Annotated in this window: 18 protein-coding genes; 12 read left to right on the plus strand and 6 right to left on the minus strand. The window is 66.9% G+C overall.

All coding sequences use genetic code 11. From position 1 onward, the window contains the following. Together hemE and EB084_03170 are read right to left on the minus strand one after the other, a co-directional pair. Positions 1-822, minus strand: an 822-nt coding sequence (hemE, locus tag EB084_03165; protein ID NDD27247.1) for a uroporphyrinogen decarboxylase, incomplete at its 3' end; no start/stop codon positions are given. A gap of 60 nt (positions 823-882) precedes the next feature. Next, positions 883-2,262, minus strand: coding sequence for a PTS sugar transporter subunit IIC (locus EB084_03170; protein NDD27248.1), 1,380 nt, complete (start codon positions 2,260-2,262; stop codon positions 883-885). A gap of 307 nt (positions 2,263-2,569) precedes the next feature. Between EB084_03170 and EB084_03175 the strand changes: the two genes are divergently transcribed. Continuing rightward, positions 2,570-5,347 carry a S1 RNA-binding domain-containing protein gene (locus EB084_03175; GenBank protein ID NDD27249.1) on the plus strand — a complete coding sequence of 926 codons (2,778 nt, stop codon included), beginning with the start codon at positions 2,570-2,572 and terminating at the stop codon, positions 5,345-5,347. Positions 5,348-5,441: 94 nt separating this feature from the next. On the opposite strand, the gene nadC is transcribed toward EB084_03175, so the two are convergent. After that, the gene (nadC, locus tag EB084_03180) at positions 5,442-6,224 is read right to left on the minus strand and encodes a carboxylating nicotinate-nucleotide diphosphorylase (protein NDD27250.1); all 783 of its coding nucleotides are present in this window, start codon (positions 6,222-6,224) and stop codon (positions 5,442-5,444) included. A gap of 113 nt (positions 6,225-6,337) precedes the next feature. On the opposite strand from nadC, the gene EB084_03185 reads away from it, so the two are divergent. Together EB084_03185 and EB084_03190 are read left to right on the plus strand one after the other, a co-directional pair. Continuing rightward, positions 6,338-7,792, plus strand: coding sequence for a 2-hydroxymuconic semialdehyde dehydrogenase (locus EB084_03185; GenBank protein ID NDD27251.1), 1,455 nt, complete (start codon positions 6,338-6,340; stop codon positions 7,790-7,792). Next, positions 7,773-8,999, plus strand: a complete 1,227-nt coding sequence (locus EB084_03190; GenBank protein ID NDD27252.1) for a hypothetical protein — start codon at positions 7,773-7,775, stop codon at positions 8,997-8,999. The genes EB084_03185 and EB084_03190 overlap by 20 nt, the downstream gene beginning before the upstream one ends. On the opposite strand, the gene EB084_03195 is transcribed toward EB084_03190, so the two are convergent. Genes EB084_03195 through EB084_03205 form a run of 3 tightly spaced genes read right to left on the minus strand, consistent with a single transcriptional unit; the run spans position 8,965 to position 13,616 of the window. Then, positions 8,965-10,335 (minus strand): hypothetical protein, encoded by a 1,371-nt coding sequence (locus EB084_03195; protein ID NDD27253.1) that lies wholly within the window; start codon positions 10,333-10,335, stop codon positions 8,965-8,967. The two genes, EB084_03190 and EB084_03195, sit on opposite strands and share 35 nt — an antisense overlap. Further along, on the minus strand, positions 10,332-11,603 hold the full coding sequence (locus tag EB084_03200) for a hypothetical protein (protein NDD27254.1): 1,272 nt from the start codon (positions 11,601-11,603) through the stop codon (positions 10,332-10,334). The genes EB084_03195 and EB084_03200 overlap by 4 nt, the downstream gene beginning before the upstream one ends. Positions 11,604-11,660: 57 nt before the next feature. Continuing rightward, positions 11,661-13,616, minus strand: a complete 1,956-nt coding sequence (locus EB084_03205; GenBank protein NDD27255.1) for a methyltransferase domain-containing protein — start codon at positions 13,614-13,616, stop codon at positions 11,661-11,663. A 264-nt stretch (positions 13,617-13,880) separates the two neighbouring features. Between EB084_03205 and EB084_03210 the strand changes: the two genes are divergently transcribed. The 9 genes from EB084_03210 to EB084_03250 all read left to right on the plus strand — a co-directional run. Further along, on the plus strand, positions 13,881-14,399 hold the full coding sequence (locus tag EB084_03210; GenBank protein NDD27256.1) for a hypothetical protein: 519 nt from the start codon (positions 13,881-13,883) through the stop codon (positions 14,397-14,399). A 95-nt stretch (positions 14,400-14,494) separates the two neighbouring features. Continuing rightward, positions 14,495-15,013: a hypothetical protein gene (locus tag EB084_03215; GenBank protein ID NDD27257.1), complete on the plus strand. Its 519-nt coding sequence runs from the start codon at positions 14,495-14,497 to the stop codon at positions 15,011-15,013. 27 nt (positions 15,014-15,040) lie between these two features. Then, a complete protein-coding gene (locus EB084_03220; protein ID NDD27258.1) occupies positions 15,041-17,017 on the plus strand; it encodes a RiPP maturation radical SAM protein 1 in 1,977 nt (658 codons plus the stop codon). Between the two features lie 2 nt (positions 17,018-17,019). After that, positions 17,020-18,498 (plus strand): radical SAM family RiPP maturation amino acid epimerase, encoded by a 1,479-nt coding sequence (locus EB084_03225; GenBank protein NDD27259.1) that lies wholly within the window; start codon positions 17,020-17,022, stop codon positions 18,496-18,498. Next, positions 18,389-20,524, plus strand: a complete 2,136-nt coding sequence (locus EB084_03230) for a RiPP maturation radical SAM protein 1 (protein NDD27260.1) — start codon at positions 18,389-18,391, stop codon at positions 20,522-20,524. Before EB084_03225 ends, EB084_03230 begins: the two co-directional genes overlap by 110 nt. Then, positions 20,418-22,133: a radical SAM family RiPP maturation amino acid epimerase gene (locus EB084_03235; GenBank protein ID NDD27261.1), complete on the plus strand. Its 1,716-nt coding sequence runs from the start codon at positions 20,418-20,420 to the stop codon at positions 22,131-22,133. The genes EB084_03230 and EB084_03235 overlap by 107 nt, the downstream gene beginning before the upstream one ends. Beyond that, entirely contained in the window at positions 22,082-22,933 is an 852-nt protein-coding gene (locus tag EB084_03240; GenBank protein NDD27262.1) for a hypothetical protein, read from the plus strand. Before EB084_03235 ends, EB084_03240 begins: the two co-directional genes overlap by 52 nt. After that, positions 22,927-23,805: an aspartyl/asparaginyl beta-hydroxylase domain-containing protein gene (locus tag EB084_03245; GenBank protein ID NDD27263.1), complete on the plus strand. Its 879-nt coding sequence runs from the start codon at positions 22,927-22,929 to the stop codon at positions 23,803-23,805. The genes EB084_03240 and EB084_03245 overlap by 7 nt, the downstream gene beginning before the upstream one ends. Next, a partial coding sequence (locus tag EB084_03250; GenBank protein NDD27264.1) for a hypothetical protein occupies positions 23,793-24,492 on the plus strand: 700 nt, incomplete at its 3' end. The genes EB084_03245 and EB084_03250, both read left to right, overlap by 13 nt.

Here is a 24,492-nt window from a genome sequence, read left to right on the forward strand (position 1 = left end):
CCGCCAGTCGAGCCCGATGACGTCACCGCCCGCCGCGCGCATCTCCTCGAGCATCTCGCAGGTGTTGGTGCCGAAGTGGATGACCGGCACACCGGCCGCCGAGGCTCTCTTCAGCACCCGCATCGACCAGGGCTGCACGTAGCGCGCATAGTCACGCGGCGAGAGTGCTCCCACCCATGAGTCGAACATCTGAAGCGCCTGCGCCCCCGCCTCGGCCTGGGCCACGAGGAAGTCGCCGAGCATATCGGCGAGAAGCGCCATCATGTGCGCCCATAGATCGGGCGCCCCGTACATCATGCGCTTGGCATTGATGTAGGTGCGCGACCCGCCCCCCTCGATCATGTAGCTGGCCAGCGTGAACGGCGCGCCGCAGAAGCCGATGAGGGGCACGTGCGGGGGGAGCGCCGCACGCGTCAGACGGATGGCCTCGAGCACATAGCCCAGCGCCTCTCGCGGATCGAAGGTGCGCAGGCCGCGAACGTCATCAGCGGTGCGCACGGGGCGTTCGATGACCGGGCCCTCTCCGGCGGCGAAGTGGAAGGGCACCCCCAGCGCCGGCAGGGGCAGCAGGATGTCGGCGAAGATGATCGAGGCATCGAGATCAAAGCGCCGGATGGGCTGGAGCGTGACCTCGCACGCCAGCTCGGGAGCACGACACAGCTCGAGCATGCCGTGCTTCTCGCGCAGCGCGCGATACTCGGCCATGTAGCGACCGGCCTGCCGCATGAACCATACGGGCGTGCGGTCGACCGGCTGACGTCGGCAGGCGCGGATGAACGGACTTCCCTCGAGGGCTTCTGAAAGCGACGATTGGCGTGACATGGGTGCGCGAGTACGCCCAGCGCCCGCGTTATCCCTGCCCTTGGGCGGCTGCGCGCGCCTTCAGTCCTGCGTGACCGACGCAACCGTGGCAGGGCTGGACGCCCCGCCGATCTCGAGGCTCGCCTGCCAGGCGCGCAGGAAAGGCCACCAGATGAGCGCGCTGAGCGCCATGTTCACCGCGAGCAGCACAAGGGCGCGCCAGTCTCCAGTCGAGAGGGGAGCGCCCAGGAAGCACGGCAGGACCCACGGCACCTCGATGAATGGGCGGGCCACCAGGCCGAACCGCAGCGCCAGCCACGCCACACCCGCGCACGCCACGGGCGCGGCGATGAAGGGAACCGCGAACACCGGGCTGAGAACCACGGGAAGACCGAAGATGAAGGGCTCGTTCACATTGAAGAGGGACGGCACAAGGGCGAGGCGCGCCATGGCGCGCGCATGGGGATGGCGCGCGCGAAGCAGGAGGAGGACGGCCGGCAGCGTGGCGCCGGCCCCCCCGATCCAGACGAACCACTGATAGAACGGGTAGGCGGTGATGTAGGGCAAGGGCTGGCCGGCAAGATGCGCATCGCTGTTGGCCACGAGCCACTGCGTCCAGAACGTGAGGAAGAGGGCGTTGATCACCGAGACCCCGTGCACGCCGGCAAACTGCAGCAGGTGGAGCACGAGGTTGACAACGAGCACGCAGGCGAGGGAGTCACCAAGCGCCTCGAGGGGCGCGAGCGCCCAGACCAGCTCCTGGCGAAGATTGACGCCCAGGCAGTGGCGCACATACCAGACCAGCGTCACCGAGATGAGCATGGGGAGAAAGCTTCGAAACGCATCGCCAACAGCACGTGGCACGCCCTGGGCGTCGACGTCGCCCTCTGCTCCCGCCGTGCCTTCCGAGGGCTTCGGGCGGATGATGACGCGAGCGAGCTCCACCGACCCGAGGGCGCAGGCGATGGCCAGGAAGAGGCCCGCGGGACCGAGGTCCTCCATGACGACCACGCGGGCATTCTTCCCGTCGATCGCCGCCATCTGGGGAGCGGCCGTCATGAGGAACGTGGCCAGCGCCCCAGCGCATGATGGCATGACAGGCAGGCTGTACTGCCGCGCCAGGCTCCCCGCAACCGTGCAGACCACGTACAGGCTGAGCAGCGCCATGGTCAGCCGATAGGGGACGAGGAGCACGTCAGCGTTCGTCATGTACCACGCGATCGGCGCCCACTGCAGGAAGCCCGGGACACCGTGGGCGTCGATGAAGCGGCACACATCCTTCTGGGCGCCGAGCAGCAGGAAGGTGCTGCCCACGAGAATGATGGGCACGGCCGAGATGATGCCGTCGCGCAGCGCGATCAGATGGCGCTGGCGGCCCAGTCGCTCGAGCAGCGACAGGAGTGCCGGGGGCAGCGGAGGAGAAGCGGGGTTCGTCATGGCGCTTGCAGGTTGGCCCTCCATCAGGCGCTTTCCTTCGTGGCCTCGCTCGCCGGATCGTGCGCTGAAGCCCCACCGGCGGGCCTCCAAAAAAAGTCGTTAGATTCGTCGCACTTCATGGAATCATGTGGAGGAGGCGGCACGGGCCGTGGTGAATTGTGCGCGACCGCGAGCGTCGAACGGCGAATTCCCATGCCTGGCGCAGCATCCACACCACAAGCTTCCCGAAGTCCCTCCTCCGCCCGGCCGACCCATGCGCGTGCACAGACACGCGGTCGGCCCCTCGCCGGTCAAGAGGGGGCCTGCGAGGAAAGATGCAGGAGAGAACCCCATGAGCACCCCCACCACACACGCGCCCGGGGCAGGCGTCGCGACGGCAGTCAGACCGTTGTTCGACGAGCAGCCCAACGATGAGTCGACCCCCCACGACGCATCGTCAGACAGCGAGGGCGCGCAGACCGGACCCGAGGTCTCCATTCGTGATGAAGCCGAGATCGTCCGGGTCCTCAGCCAGGAGATCAACGCAAACATCGAGCAGGTCCGCGCCACCCTCACCCTGCTCGAAGACGGCGCCACCGTGCCGTTCATCGCCCGCTACCGCAAAGAGGTCACCCAGAACCTCAACGAGGTGCAGATCCGGCTGCTCAACGAGCGTCGCCGCTACTTCAGCGACCTCCTTGCCCGCCGCGCCACCATCGTCAGCACCATCGAGTCGCAGGGCCTTCTCACCGCCGAGCTGCGCGCGTCCATCGAGGGCTGCCTCGAGCGCACGCGCCTCGAAGACCTCTACCTGCCCTACCGCCCGAAGCGCCGCACCCGCGCCATGGTCGCGGTCGAGAAGGGTCTCGAGCCGCTGGCCCGCGTGGTGTACCAGCAGAGCGAGCACGACACCGCAGTAAAGCTCAACGAGGCCGCTGACGCGCTCATCAGCGACGAGAAGGGCCTCGCCAATCGCGATGAGGTCTTCGCAGGGGTGCGCGACGTCATCGCCGAGTGGATCGCAGAAGACGCCGACCTGCGCCAGATCGTTCGCGACCTCATGTTCCGCGAGGGCGAGGTCCGCTCGAAGGTTCGGTCACCCCGTGCGACCGAAGCCGCCGCCGAGGCGCCCGCCGAGGCCGGCGCGAGCGACGAGCGCGCGCGCGCACGCGCAGCCCGCGCCGCGCAGAAGGCACGCGAGCGCGAAGAGGCGCTCGCCCGCTACAAGATCTATCACGACTTCCATGAGAGCGTGCGCACGATTCCCTCCCACCGCATCATGGCCATCCGCCGCGCCGCCCGCGAGGAGATCCTCACCTACAGCGTGGAGATCGACACCGAGCGCGCGCTCCAGCACCTGCGCCCCCATCTCATCGTCAACCTGGCGGGGCCGCACACCATCCACGTCGAGGCGGCGCTTGTCGACGCCTACAACCGCCTGATGAAGCCGTCGATCGAGACCGAGGTGAAGCAGGCGCTGCGCAAGCAGGCTGACAACGAAGCCATCCGCGTGTTCACCGAGAACCTCGAGAACCTGCTGCTCACGCCGCCGGGCGGCTCGCTCGTGGTGATGGGCCTCGACCCGGGCTTCCGCACGGGCTGCAAGGTGGCCGTGGTCGACACGACAGGCAAGCTCATCGATCACGCCACCATCTACCCGACTGAGCCGCGCAACGACGAGCGAGGCGCGGAGAAGGTGCTCAACAGCCTCATCGATCGATACGGCGTGGGTGCCATCGCCATCGGCAACGGCACCGCCTCGCGTGAGACGCACAGCTTCGTGCGCCGCATGATCGCCAAGCGCGCCAACAGCGCGGGCCTGTTCGCCATGGTGGTGAACGAGGCGGGCGCGTCGGTGTACTCGGCGTCCGACGAAGCGCGTGAGGAGTTCCCCGATCTCGACGTCACGGTGCGTGGCGCGGTCTCCATCGCACGGCGGCTCCAAGACCCCCTGGCCGAGCTGGTGAAGATCGACCCGCGCTCGCTCGGCGTTGGCCAGTACCAGCACGACATCGATCAGAAGCGCCTCCGTCAGGCGCTGCACGACACCGTCGAGTCTTGCGTGAATCGCGTCGGCGTCGACCTGAACACCGCATCTGTGGCGCTGCTGCGCTACGTCGCCGGCATCGGCGAGAAGGTGGCGCAGGCCATCGTGAAGCGTCGCGATGACAGCGGTCCCTTCGGGAAGCGCAACGATCTGCTCTCGGTCACCGGCATCGGCCCCAAGACCTTCGAGCAGGCGGCAGGCTTCCTGCGCATCCGGGACGGGGCCGTGGCCCTCGACAACACCGGCGTGCACCCCGAGTCGTACGCGGTGGTCGACGCCATCGCGCGCTCGCTCGGCATCGATGTCGACCTGCTGATCCACACCCCGGAGAAGCTCACCCAGGTCAACAAGGAGACGGTGACCACCGAGACCCAGGTCGGCGGCTTCACCCTCTCTGACATCCTCGACGAGCTGGGCAAGCCCGGCCGCGATCCTCGCGAGAAGTTCGTGGTTCCCGAGTTCCGCGAAGACGTGCACCGCCTGGAAGATCTGAGCACCGGCATGGAGCTTGAGGGCACCGTCACCAACGTGGCCAACTTCGGCGCCTTCGTCGACATCGGCGTGCATCAAGACGGTCTCGTCCACGTGTCTGAGCTCTCTCACCGATTTGTTCAAGACCCGCGCGAGGTCGTGCGGGTCGGTGACATCGTGAAGGTTCGGGTGCTCTCGGTCGATCACGACCGCAAGCGCATCGCCCTCTCGATGAAAGCGGTGGGCAGCCCCGAGATGCCGGTGGAGCGTCCGCAGCAGCGGCGCGAGCCGGTTGCCCCCCGTCCGCGACCCCAGCACGATCGCGGGTTCGACGGTGGCCATCGCGGCGACGAGCGTGGCGAGACCCGCACCTTCAGCGCGCCGACACCCGCGCCGGCTTCGGCTCAGGTCGAGGCGCCGAGCAACTATGTGCCCGGCAGCTGGAAGCGCTCGACCGCATCGCCGACCGCCGCCCCTTCAAAGGCGCGAGCCAAGGCCCTGAAGACCACCACCGCGGCAACCAAGGCCGTCGAGAGGACCGCCACGGAGACGCCCAGCGAGGTGTCGGAGCGCATCCGCCTGCTGCAGGAGCGCTTCAACCGCAACCGCTGACGCTGCTTCTGCGCAGCTGACGCAAGAGAGCGCCCCCGTCCGGCTGGTCCGGGCGGGGGCGCTTCTCTCTGTGCCGTGAAGGATCCAACCCGACTCAGTCAGCCGTGACCCGCAGCGAGATGTCGAGCGAGGGGCTCGAGTGCGTGAGTGCCCCCATCGAGATGTAGTCGACCCCCAGCTCGAGCAGGCCCGGCAGCGTGGCGGCCGTGACGTTGCCTGACACCTCGACGCGCGCGCGACCTGCGATGATGTCGGGTCGCTCGGTGAGCGCGTCGCGCAGCTGCTCGAGGTCTTCGACCTCGACCTCTACCGTTGCCGTCACTGGCGCGGACGCACGCGCGCGACGAATCGCCTCGGACGGAGAGGCGAACTTCAGATGGTTGTTCTTGATCATCACCGCGTCGAACAGCCCGATGCGATGGTTGAAGCCGCCGCCCGCGCGCACCGCGGCCTTCTCGAGCGCCCGCATGCCGGGCGTGGTCTTGCGCGTGTCGAGCAGGCGCGTGCGCGACCCTTCGAGCAAGGCAGCCACCCGCGCCGTAGCCGTGGCGACTCCGCTCAGACGCTGCACGAAGTTGAGCGCGACGCGCTCGCCGCTCAGAATCGACCGCGCAGGCCCTGTCACCTCAGCCAGCTGCGTGCCCGGCGACACGCTGGCCCCTTCGGCAAGAAGCTCGCTGAACACGCATCGAGGGTCGAGCACCTCAAAGGCGCGACGAGACGCCACAAGCCCAGACATAACCCCCTCGGCCTTCGCCACGAACACGGCGCGCGCCGTGGCGTGAGAAGGCACGACGGCCAGCGTGGTGAGATCGCCCGTGCCCAGATCTTCGTCGAGCGCGGCCTGTACAATGCGGTCGATGGCGGAAAGCAACATGCCTCCCGCTTCGAAACAGCCGAGAGCGTCCCCTCCCGTGCGCCGTGACGCCAGCGGCCGGAGTTCTCTGGCTCGGCAGGAATCAAACGGCTCGCAGCGACAACCCCCCCTGCATGCGCACCCTCCAGATGTTCATCAACGGCCAGCTCGTCGATAGCCCCGAGCACTTCGACGATATCGATCCCGCCACCGGAAACACCATCGCCAAGGTCGCGCTGGCAACCCCGACCCACGTCGATCAGGCCGTCGAGGCCGCTCGAAATGCCCTGAAGGGCGACTGGGGACGCCTGACGCTGCAGGCGCGCCAGCAACTGCTCAACCGCGTGGCCGATGGCATCATGGCGCGCTTCGATGACTTTGTCGAGGCCGAGGTGAGAGACACCGGAAAGCCCGTCACCACGGCCCGCAGCCTCGACATCCCGCGAGGCGCCGCCAACTTCCGCATCTTCGCCGATCTGATGCGCGGCCTGTCGACCGAGTGCTTCGAGACCGACACCGACGACGGCCGCGGCGCCCTCAACTACGCCTTGCGCTCCCCGCTCGGCGTCATCGGGGTGGTGTGCCCCTGGAACCTTCCGCTGCTGCTCATGACCTGGAAGGTCGCCCCCGCCCTCGCCGCCGGCAACGCGGTGGTGGTGAAGCCCTCTGAAGAGACGCCAGCCACGGCGACGCTGCTGGGCGAGGTGATGCGCGACGCCGGGGTCCCCGCGGGCGCCTACAACGTGGTGCACGGATTCGGCCCGGGCAGCGCGGGCGAGTGGCTCACCAGCCATCCCGGCATCAACGCCATCACGTTCACGGGGGAGAGCCGAACCGGCTCGACCATCATGCGCGCGGCGGCAGCCGGCGTGAAACCCGTCTCGTTCGAGCTGGGTGGCAAGAACGCCGCGGTCATCTTCGCCGACAGCGACTTCGACGCCGCGGTTGCCGGCACGGCGCGATCGACCTTCACCAACAGCGGTCAGGTGTGTCTGTGCAGCGAGCGCGTCTACGTCGAGCGCCCCATCTACGAGCGGTTCGTCGAGGCGCTCGCAGCCGAGGCGCGCAGGCTGAAAGCCGGCGACCCCTTCGACCCCGCCACCACCCTGGGCCCCATGATCTCGAAGACCCATCGCGAGAAGGTGCTCTCGTACCTCGCGCTGGCCCGCACCGAAGGAGCGCGCGAGCGAACGGGCGGACACGCGCCCGCGCTAGAAGCCCCGTATGACAGCGGCTTCTTCGTCGAGCCGACGGTCTGGACCGACCTGCCGGAGTCGGCGCGGTGCGTGCGCGAAGAGGTGTTCGGCCCCGTGTGCCACGTGCGCCCCTTCGATGATGAAGACGAGGCCGTGTCGCTCGCCAATGACTCTGACTACGGCCTGGCCGCCGCCGTGTGGACGCGCGATCTCTCACGCGCCCATCGCGTGGCGAGGCGCATCGAGGCCGGGCTGGTCTGGGTGAACACCTGGTACCTGCGCGACCTGCGCACCCCATTTGGCGGCATGAAGCTGTCCGGACTCGGACGCGAGGGCGGACGGCACTCATTCGATTTCTACTCGGAGCTGCGCAATGTCTGCATCAAGCTGTGACAACGGAACAGGATACCTCCTTGCCGATCGGGCCCAACCCCTGGCGGCCTACCCGCACATGCGCGAGGCAAACGGCTTTCTGTTCGTCTCCGGCATCTCGTCACGGCGACCCGATGGCACGGTCGACGGCGTCGAGACGCGAGACGGCGCGGTAATCACCGACATCCGCGCCCAGACCCGCGCGGTCATCGAGAACATCAAGACCATCCTCGGCGCGGCGGGCGCGGGGCTCGAGAACATCGTGACCCTCACCGCCTACCTCGTCGACATGGGCGAGTTCGGCGGCTACAACGCGGTCTACAACGAATACTTCACCGCCGAGCGCGGCCCGTCGCGCACCACCATCGGCGTCGCCTCGCTGCCCGGCCCGCATCTTCGCATCGAGATCACCGCCGTGGCGAAGGCGCCGAACCAGACTGCGGCCGCACCCGCACCATCACTCGACGCCCGCCTGCAGCCGCTGGCCGATCGACTGTTCGAGGCTCAGGCCACGAGCACGCCGTGCGATCCGCTCTCTGAGAGCCTTCCCGATCTGACGGTGGCCGAAGCCTACGCCATCGCCCGCGCCAACCTCACACGGGGCGGCAGCCGTCAGGTTGGGTGGAAGGTGGGTCTCACCAGCACCGCCGTGCAGACCTGGCTTGGGGTCACAGAGCCGGATTTCGGCGGCCTCACCGAGGCCATGTCGGTGAATGACGGAGACCGTGTCGACATCGCCTCGTTGCTGCAGCCGCGCGTGGAAGGCGAGGTGGCCTTCGTGCTCGCCCGCGATCTGCCTGGCCCTGTCGTGAGCGACGCCGACGTGATGGCGGCCACGGCCTTCGTGGTGCCCTGCATCGAGGTCATCGACTCGCGCGTGCGCGACTGGAAGATCACGCTCGTCGACACGGTGGCCGACAATGCGTCGAGTGCGCGCTTCGTGCTGGGCCGTCGCCAGCGCAGGCTCGAAGACCTCGATCTGCGCATGGCCGGCATGGCGCTTCGCCGCAACGGTGACGTGGTGTCGACCGGCGCCGGCGCGGCCTGCCTCGATCACCCGGTCAAGGCCGTGCGCTGGCTGGCCGAGAAGCTGGCAAGCCTCGGGCACATGTTGCGTGCGGGCGATGTGGTGCTCAGCGGCGCCCTCGGTCCGGTGTGCCCCGTTTCCAGCGGCGACCACATCGAGGTGGAGATCAGCGGTCTGGGAACGGTGTCGGCGCGCTTCTGAAGGCACGGGCGCGGAGCAGCGCCGCCCGCAGCTCGTCCTTCGAGCGGAAGCCGGCTTCCTCCATCCACTCGGAGAGCCCGGTGTCGATCTGGCACTCGCTCTCGGTGACGTGCTCGACGAAGAGCGCGTCGAACGCAGCTGACGCATCGGTTGATTCATCGATGCTCAGTTCACCGTTCTCGCCACACGCGGCGCGCTCGACCGCAGCGGCGTGTCGGGCCGCGGCCACGTAGCGATCGCGCAGGCGCAGCTCGTCAAGCACGAGGCCGGTGTTGCGCTCGAGGAACATGCGCGCCGAGAGCCAGCGCTGCATGGCGCGGCACAGCGCCACCTCACGGAGCAATGCGCGCATCTCGCCCGCATCGATATCGTTGGCCATGCGCCACACATCGTAATCGGTGTCGCTCTCGAGGTTGCGGCGACGGCGGAACCGTCTCTCCTCGTGGGTGATGTCGGCTTCGGAGACCGTGACGTCGAGTGAGCCCGCGAGCAGGGCCACCAGCCTGCGATTGGCGGCCTGAAGGCCCATGTCGAGAAAATCGGGCTGATGCAGCGCTGCCGTCTTTGCGATGGTCTCGAACGAGACCTCGACCCCATCGTGACAGACCTTGCGGTCGAGGGTGTCGAGCACGTTGAACAGGTACGAGCGCTCGAACGTGAACGCCGCAGAAGGCGTCGCTCGAGCGACCTCCCCGTCGGCGATGAGGGCGAGCATCTTCTCGGCATCTCGACGCTTGAGATCAACGTAGCTGCTCGCGAAGAAGGCGGCAGTGCGCGCGCAGGTCGCCTCTTCCACCCCAGCGGCCAGCCAGCGTGTCCGCATCTCTGCGACGGTGCGATCACCGTAGAATACAGCCTTGGCCAGGTCGGTGAGAAGGCGACCTGTATCTTCGTCGACGACCCCCTCATCGCACGCGCGCCGCAGCGTGGCGCGCACGTTGATCATGGGCAGGGTGAGGCCTCTGTAGCCGTAATCTGCGGGGCCGTGCAGCAGAACCACCTCGTCGTCGTCGGTGAGCGCGCCGCTGCGATACATCTCGTAGATCTCGCCCACGCCCACCATGCCGAACTCAGCCGTCTCGGCGGCCCGCAGCGCGCCCATGCTGCTGGCCCCGAAGACCCGCACCCCGCGGTGCAGCGCATAGAGAATCTCCTTGTGCCAGACCGACAGGCTCTGGCCGAACACGCCGTCGATGAGGCCGATGACATCGGGGCGATGGGTGTGCACGGCGCTCAAGATGTCGGCCTGGGCCGCGGGGGGCAGATAGACGGCGTCGAGAATCTCGCGCGCGGCCTCGACAGGCATGGTGGGCCCCAGAAAGATGACCGCCTTCACGAACCGATCTCCTCAGCCCTTGAATACGCGAGCGCGCGGGCGCCTGGCGTGTAGTACTCTGACATGTAGCCCTCGAGACCCGGCACGATGACGCGCGCCACCGAGATCGGACAGTCGGGCTCGGTGAGCTCGAAGACCACGACCTGATTGCAGCCGATGTGGCGCAAGCGGTCGAGCAGGCAGCCGGCGTCGCCCTCGAAGCTCTCGGTCACCTGTGTGGTTGAAGCCGGTCGTGCGATGGGCAGCGTCTCGGTCGCAACGCGGAAGCGCTCCGCGTCGTCGAACCGCCCGATCTCCTCACGGCGATGGCGGAAGATATCGTCGCGCGCGCCAGCGATGAGCACTGCGCGGCTCTGCACCGCCTCGGTGATGGCCCGCAGCATGGCGATCTGCGGGTCGAGATGGGCGCCGTACCCGCCCGCGGCGCCTGTGCTGAACGCCGATCGATCGTAGATGGTGGCGTGATAGACCGGCACACGGGTGTCGACCGTGCGATCGAGCAGCACGAGATCGAACCCCGCAGCATCGAGACGTTGACACAGATCGGCCACGAGCGGCCCCACGGCATCGAGGGGCACGCGATGAAATCTGCCCGCGCCCCGTCGCGCCGCCACCGCGGTGCAGGTCAAGGCGTCGCGCTCGATGACCTCATACAGCCCCGCGCACACCGCCTCGAGCAGATCGTTCCCCGAGGCCAGGCCGTTCGACCCGAGCGGCGCGAAGGCGCGATGCTCGACGGGGTCGTAGCCGAATCCGTGCACCAGAACCTGCACCAGGGGAACGGCCACCTCTTGCTGCCCCAAGATGTCCCAGCCCAGCGTCCAGCGCTCGGGGCGACGAGGCGAGAACAGCGAAGGGCGCAGCAGTGTCAGTCGGTCGAGAGGCGCGACCGCGTGTCGACGGCTCACATCGTCGTACGCCTCGACAAAGCTCGGAAGCCGCGCCACCTCTGCGTGGTGCAGCTCGATGGCCTCCATGGCCGCCGAGACCTGCGCCGCTACACGGGTGAAGCCCTTGCCCGCCGAGCAGACGATGCTGGCGGCGTTGGGGCGAATGCCCACCACCACGGGGATGCCGATGCGGTCGAGCCCGGTGATGTCAGCCAGTCGGGTGAGCCCTGCCGCTGCAAAGAGCGGGCGGATTCGCTCGAGCGTGACCTCCGGAGCGACGCGGCGATGGGTGCCGTCAAAGAACCCCTTGGGCGCGCGCAGAGGGCGGCCACGAAAGCCGATGGGCTCATGCGCAGTACAGGCGGATTCGCTCACGATGCCTGGGGGGTTCGCAGCGCCCCTTCGCCTTCTCCTGCCCCGCGTCTCGTGGAAGCGCTACCCGCGACGTCGGCACCAGAACGTGTACATGCCGAGGAACGTGGACGGGTAGAGACGCTCGAACGCCTCCCAGAACGTGAGATTGACCCGCGAGGCGTCGTCGCCGAAGAGCGCATGGTAGGTGGCGAGAACCCGCGGATCGGTGAACTCGAACCCGATGAGCTCGAGGTCGAGGGCCGCGAGCATCGTTGCGATCTGGGGAAGATCGAATTGATGCTCGCACACGTGAAAAGCGAGGTCGCGACAAGCGCTCGTGACGTAGAAGTCCTGGGTCTTCGTGACATCCCTCGCGACGTCATCTTCAGGAAGCTGCAGAACGGCCTGCCGCCAGCGCCGGATGTTCGCCGTGTCGGTGGCGTCGATCCCCGTGGCCAGCGCGCGTGCTGCATTCACCCCCGCGCGCGCCGCGCGCGAGTAGAGCCCCACCCGCATGAATCCTCTCGAGACGAGCCTCTCGCGAAGCACGCGCCACCCGCGCATCGGATCTTCGAGGTGATGCAGAACCCCCACGCAATCGATGACGTCAAAGCGCTCAGAGAGCGCAGCCAGCTCGAGGATGTCGCCGTGCCGAAAATCGACGTTGCGAATGCCGAGACGTGCGGCCATCTCGGTGGCGTAGGCAAGGCTCGCGCGGCTCAGGTCGACCGCAAGAACCTCTGCGCCCGCGATCTGCGTGGCAAACGTCAGGGCGACCCGTCCCGTTCCGCAACCCGCCGACAGCACGCGTGTCGATGGGTTGTCTGCCTCACCGTCGACGTAGCCGCAGCTGTGCTGCAGCATTGCGCGAAACGGCGCCACCGGTCGCTGCGGAAGGCTCAGCCACCGCGGGTAGGGATGAACCTCGTACTGGTCGCGCACCTCTCGCGACACGGCATCGCACACCTCGGTGAGATCGGCCACGGTCTCACCGCGCTGACGCAGCCGGTCGAGCCCCTTGCGAAAGGGGCGATACATGGCCACCACCGCCTGACGAACCCCATCGTCGTCGTGCACGCGCTCGAAGGCGGCGATGGCGTCGTGCTCCTGCGGGGTGACCGCGAAGACGAGCTCATTGAGCTGGCACTGCAAGGCCATCGAGACCACGAACCCGCGATGCTCGGCCGCGCCACCCATGGCAAGAAGGCGTCGCCAGGCGGTGAGCACCGCTTCAACGCGAACGTCGGTGCAGAGCGAGAACCGCAGCGCCAGGTTCAGCAAGCGATCGCCCCACAGGGGGGCGCTCAGCTCGCGCAGGCGAGATTCATCATTCACCCGCGCGGCCTCTGCAACGGCAGGCCAAGACCGATGATGGGTGAGCGCCTGAAAGACCAGCGTTCCCGCCAGCTGCAGGTCGAGCCCTGCAACCTCGAAGCAGCGCACGAGCTCATCACGCACCGCTGGCACGAGCGGCATCAGCACCTGTCGGCTGAGGCAGTCGAGCCAGCCACGCCGCGCCACCAGATCGGGCGCGGGCGATGTTGGGACGAAGGCAAGCAGATCGTCTGCGGTCACGTCGTCTGGCAGGGGCGCGGAAACGGACGAATCAGAGGGTCTGACCAGCGCCCGGGCATAGTGCTCGCGCGCTTCGCTCCACACGCCGCGCCGGTGAAGCAGAGACGCGAGATTGCATTGGGCCTGCGAGAGCCCCGGGTCGACCTCGAGCGCCTGCCGCAGATGCTGCTCTGCCCCGCTCTCGTCGCCTCGCCGCAGGCAGATGGCCCCCAGCGTGTTGAGCACAGGGGCGCTCGAGGGCCGCAGCGCCAGTGCCTCATGGGCGTGCACGAGCGCGTCGTCGAGGCGATTCTCGCTCAGGTCGACGAGGGCAAGCAGGTGCAGGGCACCTGCGTGCCCCTCGTGCTGCAGCACGTCGACACAGGACCGGCGCGCCTCGTCGAAGCGCCCTTCTTGATAGCAGAGAAGGGCCTGACGCACATCCGCGTCTCGTAGATCAGGTGAGGTCATCGGCAGACGCATTGGACACCCGCCCGAGCGCTTCCTCGATGCGCCATCCCGAACGTGGAACGGGTGCAGGCACCCGCAACAATTCTTGAATGCCTCCCGGAACAAAGGAGGAAACGCGGGCGTCTCGAATCTCAAGCGCTCTTGGCAAGGTGGGCTCACCCACCTTCCGCAACACCTGCATAACAGAGCCGCTTCGAAACACAGCGATCACCCCGTGCCGGATTGGTGCTCACAGGTTTCGAGTCGACTGACGAAAGCAAAGGAGACCTCCCCGTCATGGCATCTGATCGCGACCGCGTCATCCTGGCCGAAGCCGTTTCGAAGTGCTGGCAAGACGCCGACTTCAAAGCCCGATTCATCAGCAACCCCGCCGCTGAGCTGAAAGCGGCCGGCATGGACATCGCCGCCGGGACCACGGTCCAGGTGTTCGAGAGCACGGCGACCGTCACGTATCTGGCCCTTAGCCACGACCTGCCGCTCGAGCAGTACGCGCTGACGCTCGGCAAGGCCATTGCCGCCAAGCTGCCCCTCAAGCCCGGGTCTGAGGTTCGCCTGGTCTCCACCACGCCCAGCTATCTCCCCATCTGCCTGCCTACCCCTCCTGGGGCAACCTCCATGACTGATGCAGACCTCCTCGCTGTCGCCGGTGGTGACTACACCGCGACCGCAGCCAATGTGGTGCAGACGGTCAATGCCGCAACCACGGCCAACGCCGCGGCTGTGGCAAACGTCGCAGGCGCCACGAACGCCGTGGGCGCCGCCGAGGCCGTGGTCGTCGCCGCCGTCATCATCTAGACGCTTGCTTCGGGTGCGCAGGCGCGCGCTCTCGCGCACGCGAAGCGCTCTCTACCCCAAGAAACCAAACCAGAACAGACAGGAGAACAATCCACATGGCATCCGATCGCGACCGCGTCATCATTGCAGAGGCCATCTCGAAGTGCTGGAGCGATTCTGGCTTCAAGGCCCGATTCACCAAGGACCCCGCCGCCGAGCTCAAGGCGGCCGGCATGGACCTCGCCGCCGGCACCACCGTGCAGGTCTTCGAGAGCACGAACACGCTCACGTACCTCACCCTCAGCCACGACATCCCCCTCGAGCAGTATGGCGTGCATCTCGGCAAAGCCATCGCCGCCCAGATGCCCCTCAGCCCGGGGTCTGAGATCCGTCTGGTTGGCAGCACCCCAACCTATCTCCCGATCTGCCTGCCCGTTCCCCCCGCGGCGACCGGGTCCGAGATGAGTGAGGCAGACCTCCTGGCCGTCGCCGGCGGTGACTACTCCGTCACCCAGACCAATACGGTTCAAACGGCGGAGGCGCAGACCACGGCAGTTCAGACGGCGGAGGCGGCGACCACCGCTGCTGCTGCCGCCGAAGCCGTGGCGGTTGCCGTCGCGGCTGTCGTCGTCTGATCCGTGCCTGACGTCCGTCTGGTCTCGATGCCCCTGGCCGCCGTGGAGCGTCCCTCCATCGGCCTGAGCCTCCTGGCCGCCGCCCTCCGCGGCGCGGGCATCGAGACCGACGTGATGTACGCCAACCTCGCGTTCACCGAACGCGCAGGGCTCGATCTGGTCACACTTCTCGGGCGTCTGCGCGATGATCGCATGGTCGGTGAGTGGCTCTTCTCGCGCGCAGCGTTTCCCGACTTCTTCGCCGACGACCAGCGCTACTTCGCGCTCATCGATCTCTCGCTGGCCGAGGCTCTCGCAGGGTCACGCGAGCGATTGCTCGATATGTTCGAACAGGCCCGCGCGCGGGCGACAGCATTCGTCGATGAGGTGGCACGCCGCATCGTTGACGAACGACCGCGCATCGTGGGCGTCACCAGCATGTTCGCGCAGCGCTGCGCCTCCATCGCGTTGCTGCGCCGCATCCACGAGCTCGACCCCCGGATCATCACGATGATGGGCGGAGCCAACTGCGAGGGCGCAATGGGCAGAGCCCACTTCAAAGCCTTTCCCTACATCGACTACGTGGTCTGCGGAGAAGCCGACGGGCTCATCGTCAACGTGGTCTCTGACGCCCTGCGATGGGGTCGCGACGTGGAGGCCTCCCGACTTCCTCTCGGCGTGTACGGCCCCGCACACAGACGCTCGAGCGATCAGAGCGCCACGTCAGGCGCCACGCCTCATCGCCCCCTGGTTCACACCCTCGACGCCCTGCCCACACCGGAATACAACGATTACTTCGATGCCATCGAGGCCAGCCCGATGAGAGACCGTATCCGACCGGGTCTGCTGGCAGAGACCTCGCGCGGATGCTGGTGGGGCGAGAAGCACCACTGCACCTTCTGTGGCCTCAACGGCACCGGTATGACCTATCGGGTCAAGTCGGCGCCCCGCGTGCTCGAAGAGCTGAAGACCCTCACCGATCGATACGGCTTGCGCAATCTCGAGCTCGTCGACAACATCCTCGCCATGCCGTTCTTCGACACCCTCCTGCCCGCGCTGGCCGATGTCGCGCCGCCCTACGTGCTGTTTGCCGAGACCAAGTCGAACCTGCGCCGCCACCACCTCGAGCGGCTGGCGGCTGCCGGCATTCGCTGGATACAGCCCGGCGTCGAGAGCCTGCATGACGAGGTTCTGCGCCTCATGGACAAGGGCTGCACCGGCCTGATCAACGTGCAGCTGATGAAGTGGGCGCGCGAGTTCGGCGTTCACCTCACCTGGTTCTATCTCTATGGCTTTCCAGGTGAACGTGAGGAATGGTATTCCGAGGTTGCTGCGTGGCTCCCCCGCATCACCCACCTGCAACCCCCGGGTGGCATGACCCCCGTGCGCTTCGACCGCTTCAGCCCCTACCACACGCGATCCGCGCACTATGGCCTCGATCTTGTTCCCAATCGCGCCCACGCATTCATCTTTCCCCTCGAACCCGACCTGATGCGCGACTTTGCGTATTTCTTCGAATCGGCCGAGCAGGTGCGAGAAGACGCGCCGGGTGACTGGCCCCCAGGCAAGAAGGGTCCTGGGTACGGCTTGATGCAGCAAGCGATCACGCATTGGCATGAACGCTTCTGGCACGGGCTCCCCGACGTGCTTCACATGGCCGATGACGGATCACGCCTGAGCATCATCGACACGCGCGCCGTGGCCACCGCGCGGCGCCACACTCTCGAAGGGCTGTCGCGCGAGGTCTACCTGGCCTGCGACCAGCCGCAGACCCTGCGCACCTGCGCTGCCACCGTGAGTGCCTCCGAACAAGACGTCGCCGCAATCTGGAGCACGCTCGATGCCCGTCACCTCATCTTGCGACAAGGCGATCGCGTACTGTCACTGGCCGTGCGCGGTGAGCTGCCGACCCTGCCGCGACGCGACCAGTTCCCCGGAGGAACCGTTCACTCTTCTGCCGCACCTGGCGGATCTGCCGCCCAAGAAATCGTTCGCCCGCGCGAGCGAGAGAAAGTGAGCCCCTGACGATGACTGACACCATAGAGACATTTCCGCTGCTGGGCCGCGATCCGGTCGATGAAGCCTACATCGAAGACGTGGCGCAGACCAAGCGCTTCCTCGAGCACTGGTCGGCCTTCCCCGATTTTCGTGAGCGGTTGCCCCATGACACCTATGGCGTGACGGCTGAGGCGGGGCTGAAAGCCGATCCCGAGGTCATTCGCCCGAGCTGGGACGCTGCGTTCAAAGGAACGGAGATCTCGCCGTCTGTGCTGCGCTACCGGGCGTTCCTGCGCGAGAAGCTGCAGATGCGTCCACAGTATCGCGCCAGCACGTCGCACAACGAAGCCTTCAATGCCTGGCGGCAGCGCCAGATCAATCGCACCTTCGGTGAGCTCGGCATCGCAAAAGCCGACGGCATCGTGCACGCGGGAGCCGCCTTCGAGCTGTGCCGAGGGTGCTCGGTGGGGTGCTGGTTCTGCGGAATCGGCGCCAAGAAGCTGGTCGAGGTCTGGCCCTACTCCGACGAGAATGCGGCGCTCTGGCGCGGCACCCTGCAGGCGCTGCATGATCTCATCGGACAGCCGGCGAAGCAGGGGTTCTGCTACTGGGCCACCGACCCCCTCGACAACCCGGACTACGAGAAGTTCATCTGCGACTTCCACGACATCATGGGGCGCTGGCCCCAGACCACGACGGCCCAGCCCATGCGCGATCCGGAGCGCATACGCGCCCTCCTCGCCCTGTCTCGCTCGCGTGGGGGTCAGGTCGAGCGCTTCTCGGTGCTCACGAAAGGCACCCTGCGCAAGGTGTTCGAGACCTACACCCCGAGCGAGCTGGTGCGCGTCGAGCTCGTGCTGCAGATGGAGGGCAACACCACCTCCAAGGCCTTCGCCGGGAAAGCACGAGAGAACACGAACCGCTTCGAGAAAGAGGTCGCCCCCCCAGCGTCATTGCCGGGCACGGGCTCGACCATTGCGTGCGTGTCGGGCTTCCTCGTGCGCATGCCCGAGCATCTCATCGAGCTCATCAGCCCGTGCCCGGCAAACGAGCGCTGGCCCTTGGGCTACCGCGTCCACGACCGACGCACCTTCGCATCGATAGAAGAGCTGCGCTCCCACATCAGCGACATGACCTCAGAGACCGCCATGCCACGCACCGTGGGAGCGCGTGCAACCGTGCGATGGCGGCGCGATCTGCGCTTCAGCGCCACCGACGACGGGTTTGTGGTCGAGAACGCCGCGCTGCGCCACGCGTTCAACAACAGCACGTACCCAGCCATGGGTGAGCTCGGTGCCCTGCTCGTAGAGGGAATGCCTGCAGGCGACCTGGCGCTGCGTCTCGCCGACACCACCAGCACACCCCTCGAAGAGACCTTCCACGTCCTGAACCGCTTCTATGGGGGTGGCCTCTTCGATGACGAGCCTGCACTCACGCAGCGTCTCGAAGACGATGAAGTGCCGGCAGAGCCCGCGCCCAACCGAATGGAAGCCGCCGCCCATGCCTGATGTCGTTCTGGTGCAGATGCCGTTCTCGGCCATCGAACACCCGTCCATCGCTCTGGGCATTCTCACCGCGACCCTCAGGCAGAGCGGAATGACGGTCAAATCGCTGTTTCCCAACCTCGACTTCTGCGCGCAGGTGGGTTTCAAGCGGTATCGATTGCTCGACTTCACACGCACCGATCACCTGGTGGGGGAATGGGTCTTCGCCGGGGCCGCGTTCCCAGAGCATGAGCCCGACCACGAGGCCTATCTCAACGAGATGCTCAAGTTCTCCCTCCCCTACATCGGGGGCACAGCCGATGCCCTGCGTGAGATATTCTGGGCGCTGCGCAGAGAGGCCACGACCTTTGTCGAAGAAACCGCAAAGCGCATCATCGCGATGCGCCCGCGCATCGTCGGCGCCAGCTCGGTGTTTCAGCAGCACTGCGCGTCGCTGGGGGTCATGCGACGGATTCGCGAGCTCGACCCCTCCATCGTCACGCTGCTCGGAGGGGCCAACTGCGAAGCGGAGATTGGCGTCACGACAAGGCGCAACTTTCCCTGGGTCGACTTCGTCGTGAGCGGCGAGGCCGACGAGATCTTCGCTCCTCTCTGCCGCGCCATTCTTGACCACGGACGGCGCATTCCCACCGATCAGCTGCCGCGTGGCGTAATCAGCGGCGACCCGGCCACCTGGACACAGCCCACCGATGGCGCTGCCCCTCGGGCACGGGTCATGGTTCTCGACAAGATTCCCACGCCGGACTACGATGACTGGTTCGAAGCGCTGGCCAACAGCCCCGTGAGCGAGCACGTGGTTCCCGGCCTGCTGGTGGAGACCTCTCGCGGATGCTGGTGGGGGGCGAAGCATCACTGCACCTTCTGCGGTCTCAACGGCATCGGCATCAACTATCGCGCCAAATCGGCACCGCGAGTGCTCGAAGAGTTCGCCGCCCTCGCCGATCGCTACCGCCTCCCCCGCCTCGAGGTCGTCGACAACATCCTCGACAACGGTCACATGAAGACGGTAATTCCCGCGCTGGCCGCGCAGGGAACGCCCTACACGCTCTTCTACGAGACCAAGTCGAATCTCAAGCGCGACCAGGTGCGCGCCCTCGCTGAGGCTGGCGTGCTGTGGATTCAGCCCGGCATCGAGAGCCTCAACGATGACGTGCTCAAGCTCATGGACAAGGGAACCGACGCCCTGTCGAACATCGAGCTGCTCAAGTGGGGGCGTGAGTTCGGCGTGCGCATCATCTGGAACCTCCTGCTGAACTTCCCCGGCGAGAAAGACGCCTGGTATGCCGAGATGACCACCTGGCTCCCGCGCATCGCCCACCTGCAGCCCCCCGTGAGCGTCTCGAACGTGCGCTACGATCGGTTCAGTCCGTATCAAGAGAGGCCCCAGCAGTACGGTATCGAGATCCAGGCCGCCCAGGCCTATGCCAGCGTCTACCCACTTCCACCCGAAGAGATCGCCCAGCTGGCCTACTTCTTCGAAGATGTGCCCGAACAGGCCACCCGCGAAGACCGCATACAGAACTCGCTAGGTCGATACGCGCTGCGCAACGCCATCGATGTGTGGATCAAGCACTTCTTCGGCGGGGGACAGCTCACACTGCTCTCGGTCTCCGACGACGGAGAGACGCTGAGATTCATCGACACCCGACCCGTCGCATCCCAGCGACGCGTCGAGATCAGCGGGCTGGCCCGATTGGCGTACCTGGCCTGCGAGACCGCCCAGACCTCGGCGTCCGCGCTGGCACGCGTGCGCAAGACCCTGCCGGACGCAACCGATGCAGAGGTCACTGCGGCCCTCGAGGCACTCGATAAGAGCGCGCTCGTGCTTCGGCTGAACAACCGCTACCTCGCCCTGGGCGTTCACGGAAACATCCCATCGCTGCCCCCCAAGTCAGCGTTTCCAGGGGGGGTGCCGTGGGTCGATGCGGAGACGGTGGCCCGCATGGGACCGCGCCCGCTGTGGCCACCGCCGAGCGACACCCCGTGCACACCGCCTCCTTCCACGCCCCGGCGTGAGGTCGGCGTCTGAGCAGACAGGTGAACACGCCATGAGCCGCTCTGAGCTCTCGACCGCCCCCAGCCCGTCAGGCGACATCCGGCTCTCCACCTCGGAGACCGCACAAGACGTGCACCCGCTCTTCCATCGAGAGAGTGCGCCCCCAGACCCTGATTATGCCCGCGAGGTCGCGCACGCCAAGCGCTTCTGCGAGCGTCACCACGGCGATGCCGCGTTCCGCGCGGCGGTGAGACGAGATGCGCAGGCCGCAATCGACGCGGCGGGCATTGCGGGAACCGCGGACGACTACCGACCGCTGTTCGACCCGGTGGCGTGGCGACGGCATCTGGCGAACCCCGGGGCGTCGCCTCGCGCCGTGAGACGTCTGCTCGCGTTCAACGCCGAGAAGGCCACCTGGCGCTCGCGCCTGCGCAACGAGCTTCGCGTCGATCATCCCGGTCTGCACGCGTGGCGACGGCGCCAGATCTTGCGATGCTTCGGGCAGCTCCCCACAGAGAATGCCGAGTACATCGTGCACGCCCCCGTGAGCTTCGAGCTGTGCCGCGGCTGCTCTGTGGGATGCTGGTTCTGCGGCATCTCAGCGGGGCGGCTGTCTGCGGTGTGGCGCTATGAAGCGCACCGCGAAGCGTGGCGCAACGTGCTCGAGGTCGTGCGCGAAGTGGTGGGCGACGCAGGGCGCCTCGGCTTCTGCTACTGGGGCACCGACCCGTTCGACAACCCCGACTATGAGCAGTTCTGCCGCGACCACCACGAGATTCTCGGCGCCTTCCCCCACACCACCACAGCCATGGCCGACCGCGACCTCACGCGCGCGCGGCAGCTGCTCGAACTGTCGCAGGCCCACGGCTGCAAGCTCAACCGCTTCTCGGTGCTCTCGCTGGGCGCGCTCAATCGCATCCATGCCGCATTCACCGCCGAGGAGATGCTCTACGTCGATCTTGCGCTTCAGCACGCCCAATCACAGGGCGCAAAGACGCGCGCGGGAAAGGTGCTGGCACGCGCGCGACGCGCCGAAGAGATTCTCGCCGAAGACGCCGGTGAGACCGTCGAGGTCTCGACCCGCGAGCGCTCGGGGCGATCGACCCTGCCCACGTCGCAGGCTTCGACCATCGCCTGCGTGTCCGGCTTCCAGCTCAACCTCGTCGACCGACGGGTGCGCCTCATCAGCCCCTGCCCCGCGAGCGAGCGCTGGCCGGACGGCTACCGCGTGCACGCCGAGGCGCACTACGAGAGCCCGGACGACCTCCGACAGGTCTTGAAGCAGATGACCTCGCCCGAGACGCTGCAGACCTTTCTGAGCGCGCGGAGCACGGTGAAGCTGCGTGAAGACGTGAAGGCCATCATGCAGGGCGATGACCTGCTGCTGCAGGGCCCGTTTCGCACCATTGCCCTTCCCGTGAGCCGTCACCCCTACGCGAGCGCACTGGCCCCCCTGCTCACGCAAGATGCAACCGTGGAGGCCGTGGCCCTCACCCTCGAAAGAGAGGTGGGCGCCTCCCTCGATCGCGTGTTCGAAGTGCTCAACAGCCTTCACGCGCTCGGACTTCTCGATGACGAGCCCAGCGATGCGTGCGAGACGAACACGACCATCTCGTCAGCGACGCGCGAGGCTGCGATTTGAGCAGAATCGCCATTCTCTACATCTACCACGATCGCGCGGCCATGTGCGCCTCACGCCTGCGGGTGCTGCGCGCCCTCAACCCGGGCGTCGACATCTACGGCCTCTACGGCGGCACCCGTGAGCGTCGCGCCGAGTTCGCCGCGGTCGAAGCGCTTCTCGACGACGCGTGGGCGTGCGAGCACGGCGACGGACCGTGGCGCTGGCGCAACATCGACAAGATGATGGACCTGTGGTATCAAGAGCGGGGGCAATATCGCGACTGGTCGGTGCTCTTCGAGCATCAGGCAGACCTCCTCGTGGCCAATTCGGTCAGCACGTACACCGCGCTGACGCCGGGACCCAGGGACATGCTCTTCTATCGCAATCCCCTCGGCTTTCGCGTGCTCGAAAGACTCCAGTGGCCCTGGCTCTCGGTGGGGCTCGATGAGCTGCGCGGATTCATGAACCATCTCCACGCCCGTTACGGATCAGACGAGGCATTCTGCGGCCAGAACATCTTCTTCACCATCGCGTCGCGCAGCTTCTTCGAAGAGTTCATCGGTCAGGTCTTTCCTGTCCCGGGCGTTGTCGAGTATCGCTCGCCGTCGCTGGCGCGCGCGGCCGGATACCGACTGGTCGACTACCACCCGCCCCAGGCCGATGTGAACTGCATGTCGTTTGCGACCGGCCACCAGCCGCTCGAGCGCGTGCTGAGCGAGCTCGCATCAGCGACAGGCGCACGCATGTTCCATCGCGTCATCGACGCGGTTGAACCGGAACAGATCACAGACCTGCTCGAGGCCGCAACACGCGCATGCTGACGCCGGCAGAGCTGCAGGCGAGCATCGCCCGTCTCTGGCATGAGGGTGGGTTCTTGAGACGCATCGCAGAGGCCGGGCCTGAGCTCGAGCGCGTGCGCGTCTTCGCCGAGCGCTTCGCGGGGCTGCGCGAGGTCGTCTACAACGACCCGCGGCAGCGGCCCTACTGGTTTCCGCCCTTTCCCGGCATTCGCGCCACCCCCTGGCACACCCCCGACGACTACCCGTGGGCAGCCGGGCTGCGGGCCGCCTTGAGCGAGATCCAGAGCGAGCTCTCGCGCGTCCTGAGCCAGAACCTCACCTTCATCCCCTATATGCGCAACGCCTCTGGCGCGGCCTGGTCGCTCTTCCCCCTGCAGTACATGGGCGTGCCGGCCGATCAGTTCGCCACCGTCTGTCCCCTCACCATGGCGCGGGTGCACGCGCTGCCGGACAACGCGCGCGACCACGTGTTCGGCGATCTCGCCTTCTCGTGCCTCGAGCCAGGCCATCACCTCGTGAAGCACTACAGCGCCGACAGCCTGCGCATTCGCTGCCACATGGGCCTCGTCGTCGACAACAGCGGCGACCAGCCCTGGCTGCGCGTCACCGATGAGACGCGACACTGGGAGGTGGGCGAGCTGCTGGCCTTCGATGATGGGTTCGATCACGAGGCCGCCAACCCGTCGACCTCGGCGCGCTTCGTGCTCATCGCCGATTTCTGGCACCCCGACCTCACCCCCGTCGAGCGGCGGGCGCTCGTAGCGGCCTTCAGCCCCGTGTCGGTTCGCGCCACGGTCGCCACCACGCGAGCGGCGCGCGTCGATGACGCCATGCTACGTGCCTACGCGGCCACCGACACGCGCGAGCGTCGCGCGGGGCTGTGGGACGCATGACATCTGAGGCCGGTCCGCGCCGGCAGATCACGGTGGGGTGGCTGCTCGAAGAGACCCTGGCCTCGGTGGTCTTCTTTCCACCGGAGCCGCTGGTCTGGCCCGCGTCACGCGGACGCGGCAATGAGGGTGTGGCCGCCTGTCCGGCCATCAAGGACCTGACCCAGCGCCTGTGGGTGGTGCGAAGCCCCTTCACCTTTCGCCTGCGCGTGACCCACTTCGAGGCCGGCAAGGGGTTCCGCTACGCGAGTGAGCCGGTGGGAAATGAGCGCCCCGTCACTGACGCGCTGCTCTATCGCCTCATCCAGACCCAGGCCATGGAGACCTGGGAGAGCCCGAATCGTCCTGTGATGCAGCTGCGACTGCCCTACATCTTCCTGAGCGATCACTCGGTCTACGTCGAGCAGCTCCCCGCCTTCATGTCAGATATCGCCGCCCGCTTCCCCGGGATCGTGTACGGCGGGCGATTTCCCATCGACGTCTGGCCGAGGCGTCTCAACTTCTCGTTTCAGTGGGTCGATCTCGAGCGCTGCATCGAGATACGCCGCGGCGAGCCCCTCTTCTACGTGCGCTTCCAGCCCAGGCTGCGCGATCAGCGGATACGCCTCGTGGAGGCCGAGCGCACCCCCGAGGTCGATGCCTTCCTGAACGCCATCAAGGCCGCGCCCGCCTACGCCAACAAGACCTTCT

The organism is Pseudomonadota bacterium (assembly GCA_010028905.1).
Lineage (GTDB): Bacteria > Vulcanimicrobiota > Xenobia > RGZZ01 > RGZZ01 > RGZZ01.

Coding starts and splice junctions, on each gene's coding strand:
- EB084_03205 (NDD27255.1), bottom strand. CDS start 13,616: ATGCGTCTGCCGATGACCTCACCTGATCTACGAGACGCGGATGTGCGT.
- EB084_03170 (NDD27248.1), bottom strand. CDS start 2,262: ATGGAGGGCCAACCTGCAAGCGCCATGACGAACCCCGCTTCTCCTCCG.
- EB084_03190 (NDD27252.1), top strand. CDS start 7,773: ATGTCTGCATCAAGCTGTGACAACGGAACAGGATACCTCCTTGCCGAT.
- EB084_03215 (NDD27257.1), top strand. CDS start 14,495: ATGGCATCCGATCGCGACCGCGTCATCATTGCAGAGGCCATCTCGAAG.
- EB084_03245 (NDD27263.1), top strand. CDS start 22,927: ATGCTGACGCCGGCAGAGCTGCAGGCGAGCATCGCCCGTCTCTGGCAT.
- EB084_03210 (NDD27256.1), top strand. CDS start 13,881: ATGGCATCTGATCGCGACCGCGTCATCCTGGCCGAAGCCGTTTCGAAG.
- EB084_03225 (NDD27259.1), top strand. CDS start 17,020: ATGACTGACACCATAGAGACATTTCCGCTGCTGGGCCGCGATCCGGTC.
- EB084_03230 (NDD27260.1), top strand. CDS start 18,389: ATGGGGGTGGCCTCTTCGATGACGAGCCTGCACTCACGCAGCGTCTCG.
- EB084_03235 (NDD27261.1), top strand. CDS start 20,418: ATGCGGAGACGGTGGCCCGCATGGGACCGCGCCCGCTGTGGCCACCGC.
- EB084_03175 (NDD27249.1), top strand. CDS start 2,570: ATGAGCACCCCCACCACACACGCGCCCGGGGCAGGCGTCGCGACGGCA.
- nadC (NDD27250.1), bottom strand. CDS start 6,224: ATGTTGCTTTCCGCCATCGACCGCATTGTACAGGCCGCGCTCGACGAA.
- EB084_03220 (NDD27258.1), top strand. CDS start 15,041: ATGCCCCTGGCCGCCGTGGAGCGTCCCTCCATCGGCCTGAGCCTCCTG.
- EB084_03185 (NDD27251.1), top strand. CDS start 6,338: ATGCGCACCCTCCAGATGTTCATCAACGGCCAGCTCGTCGATAGCCCC.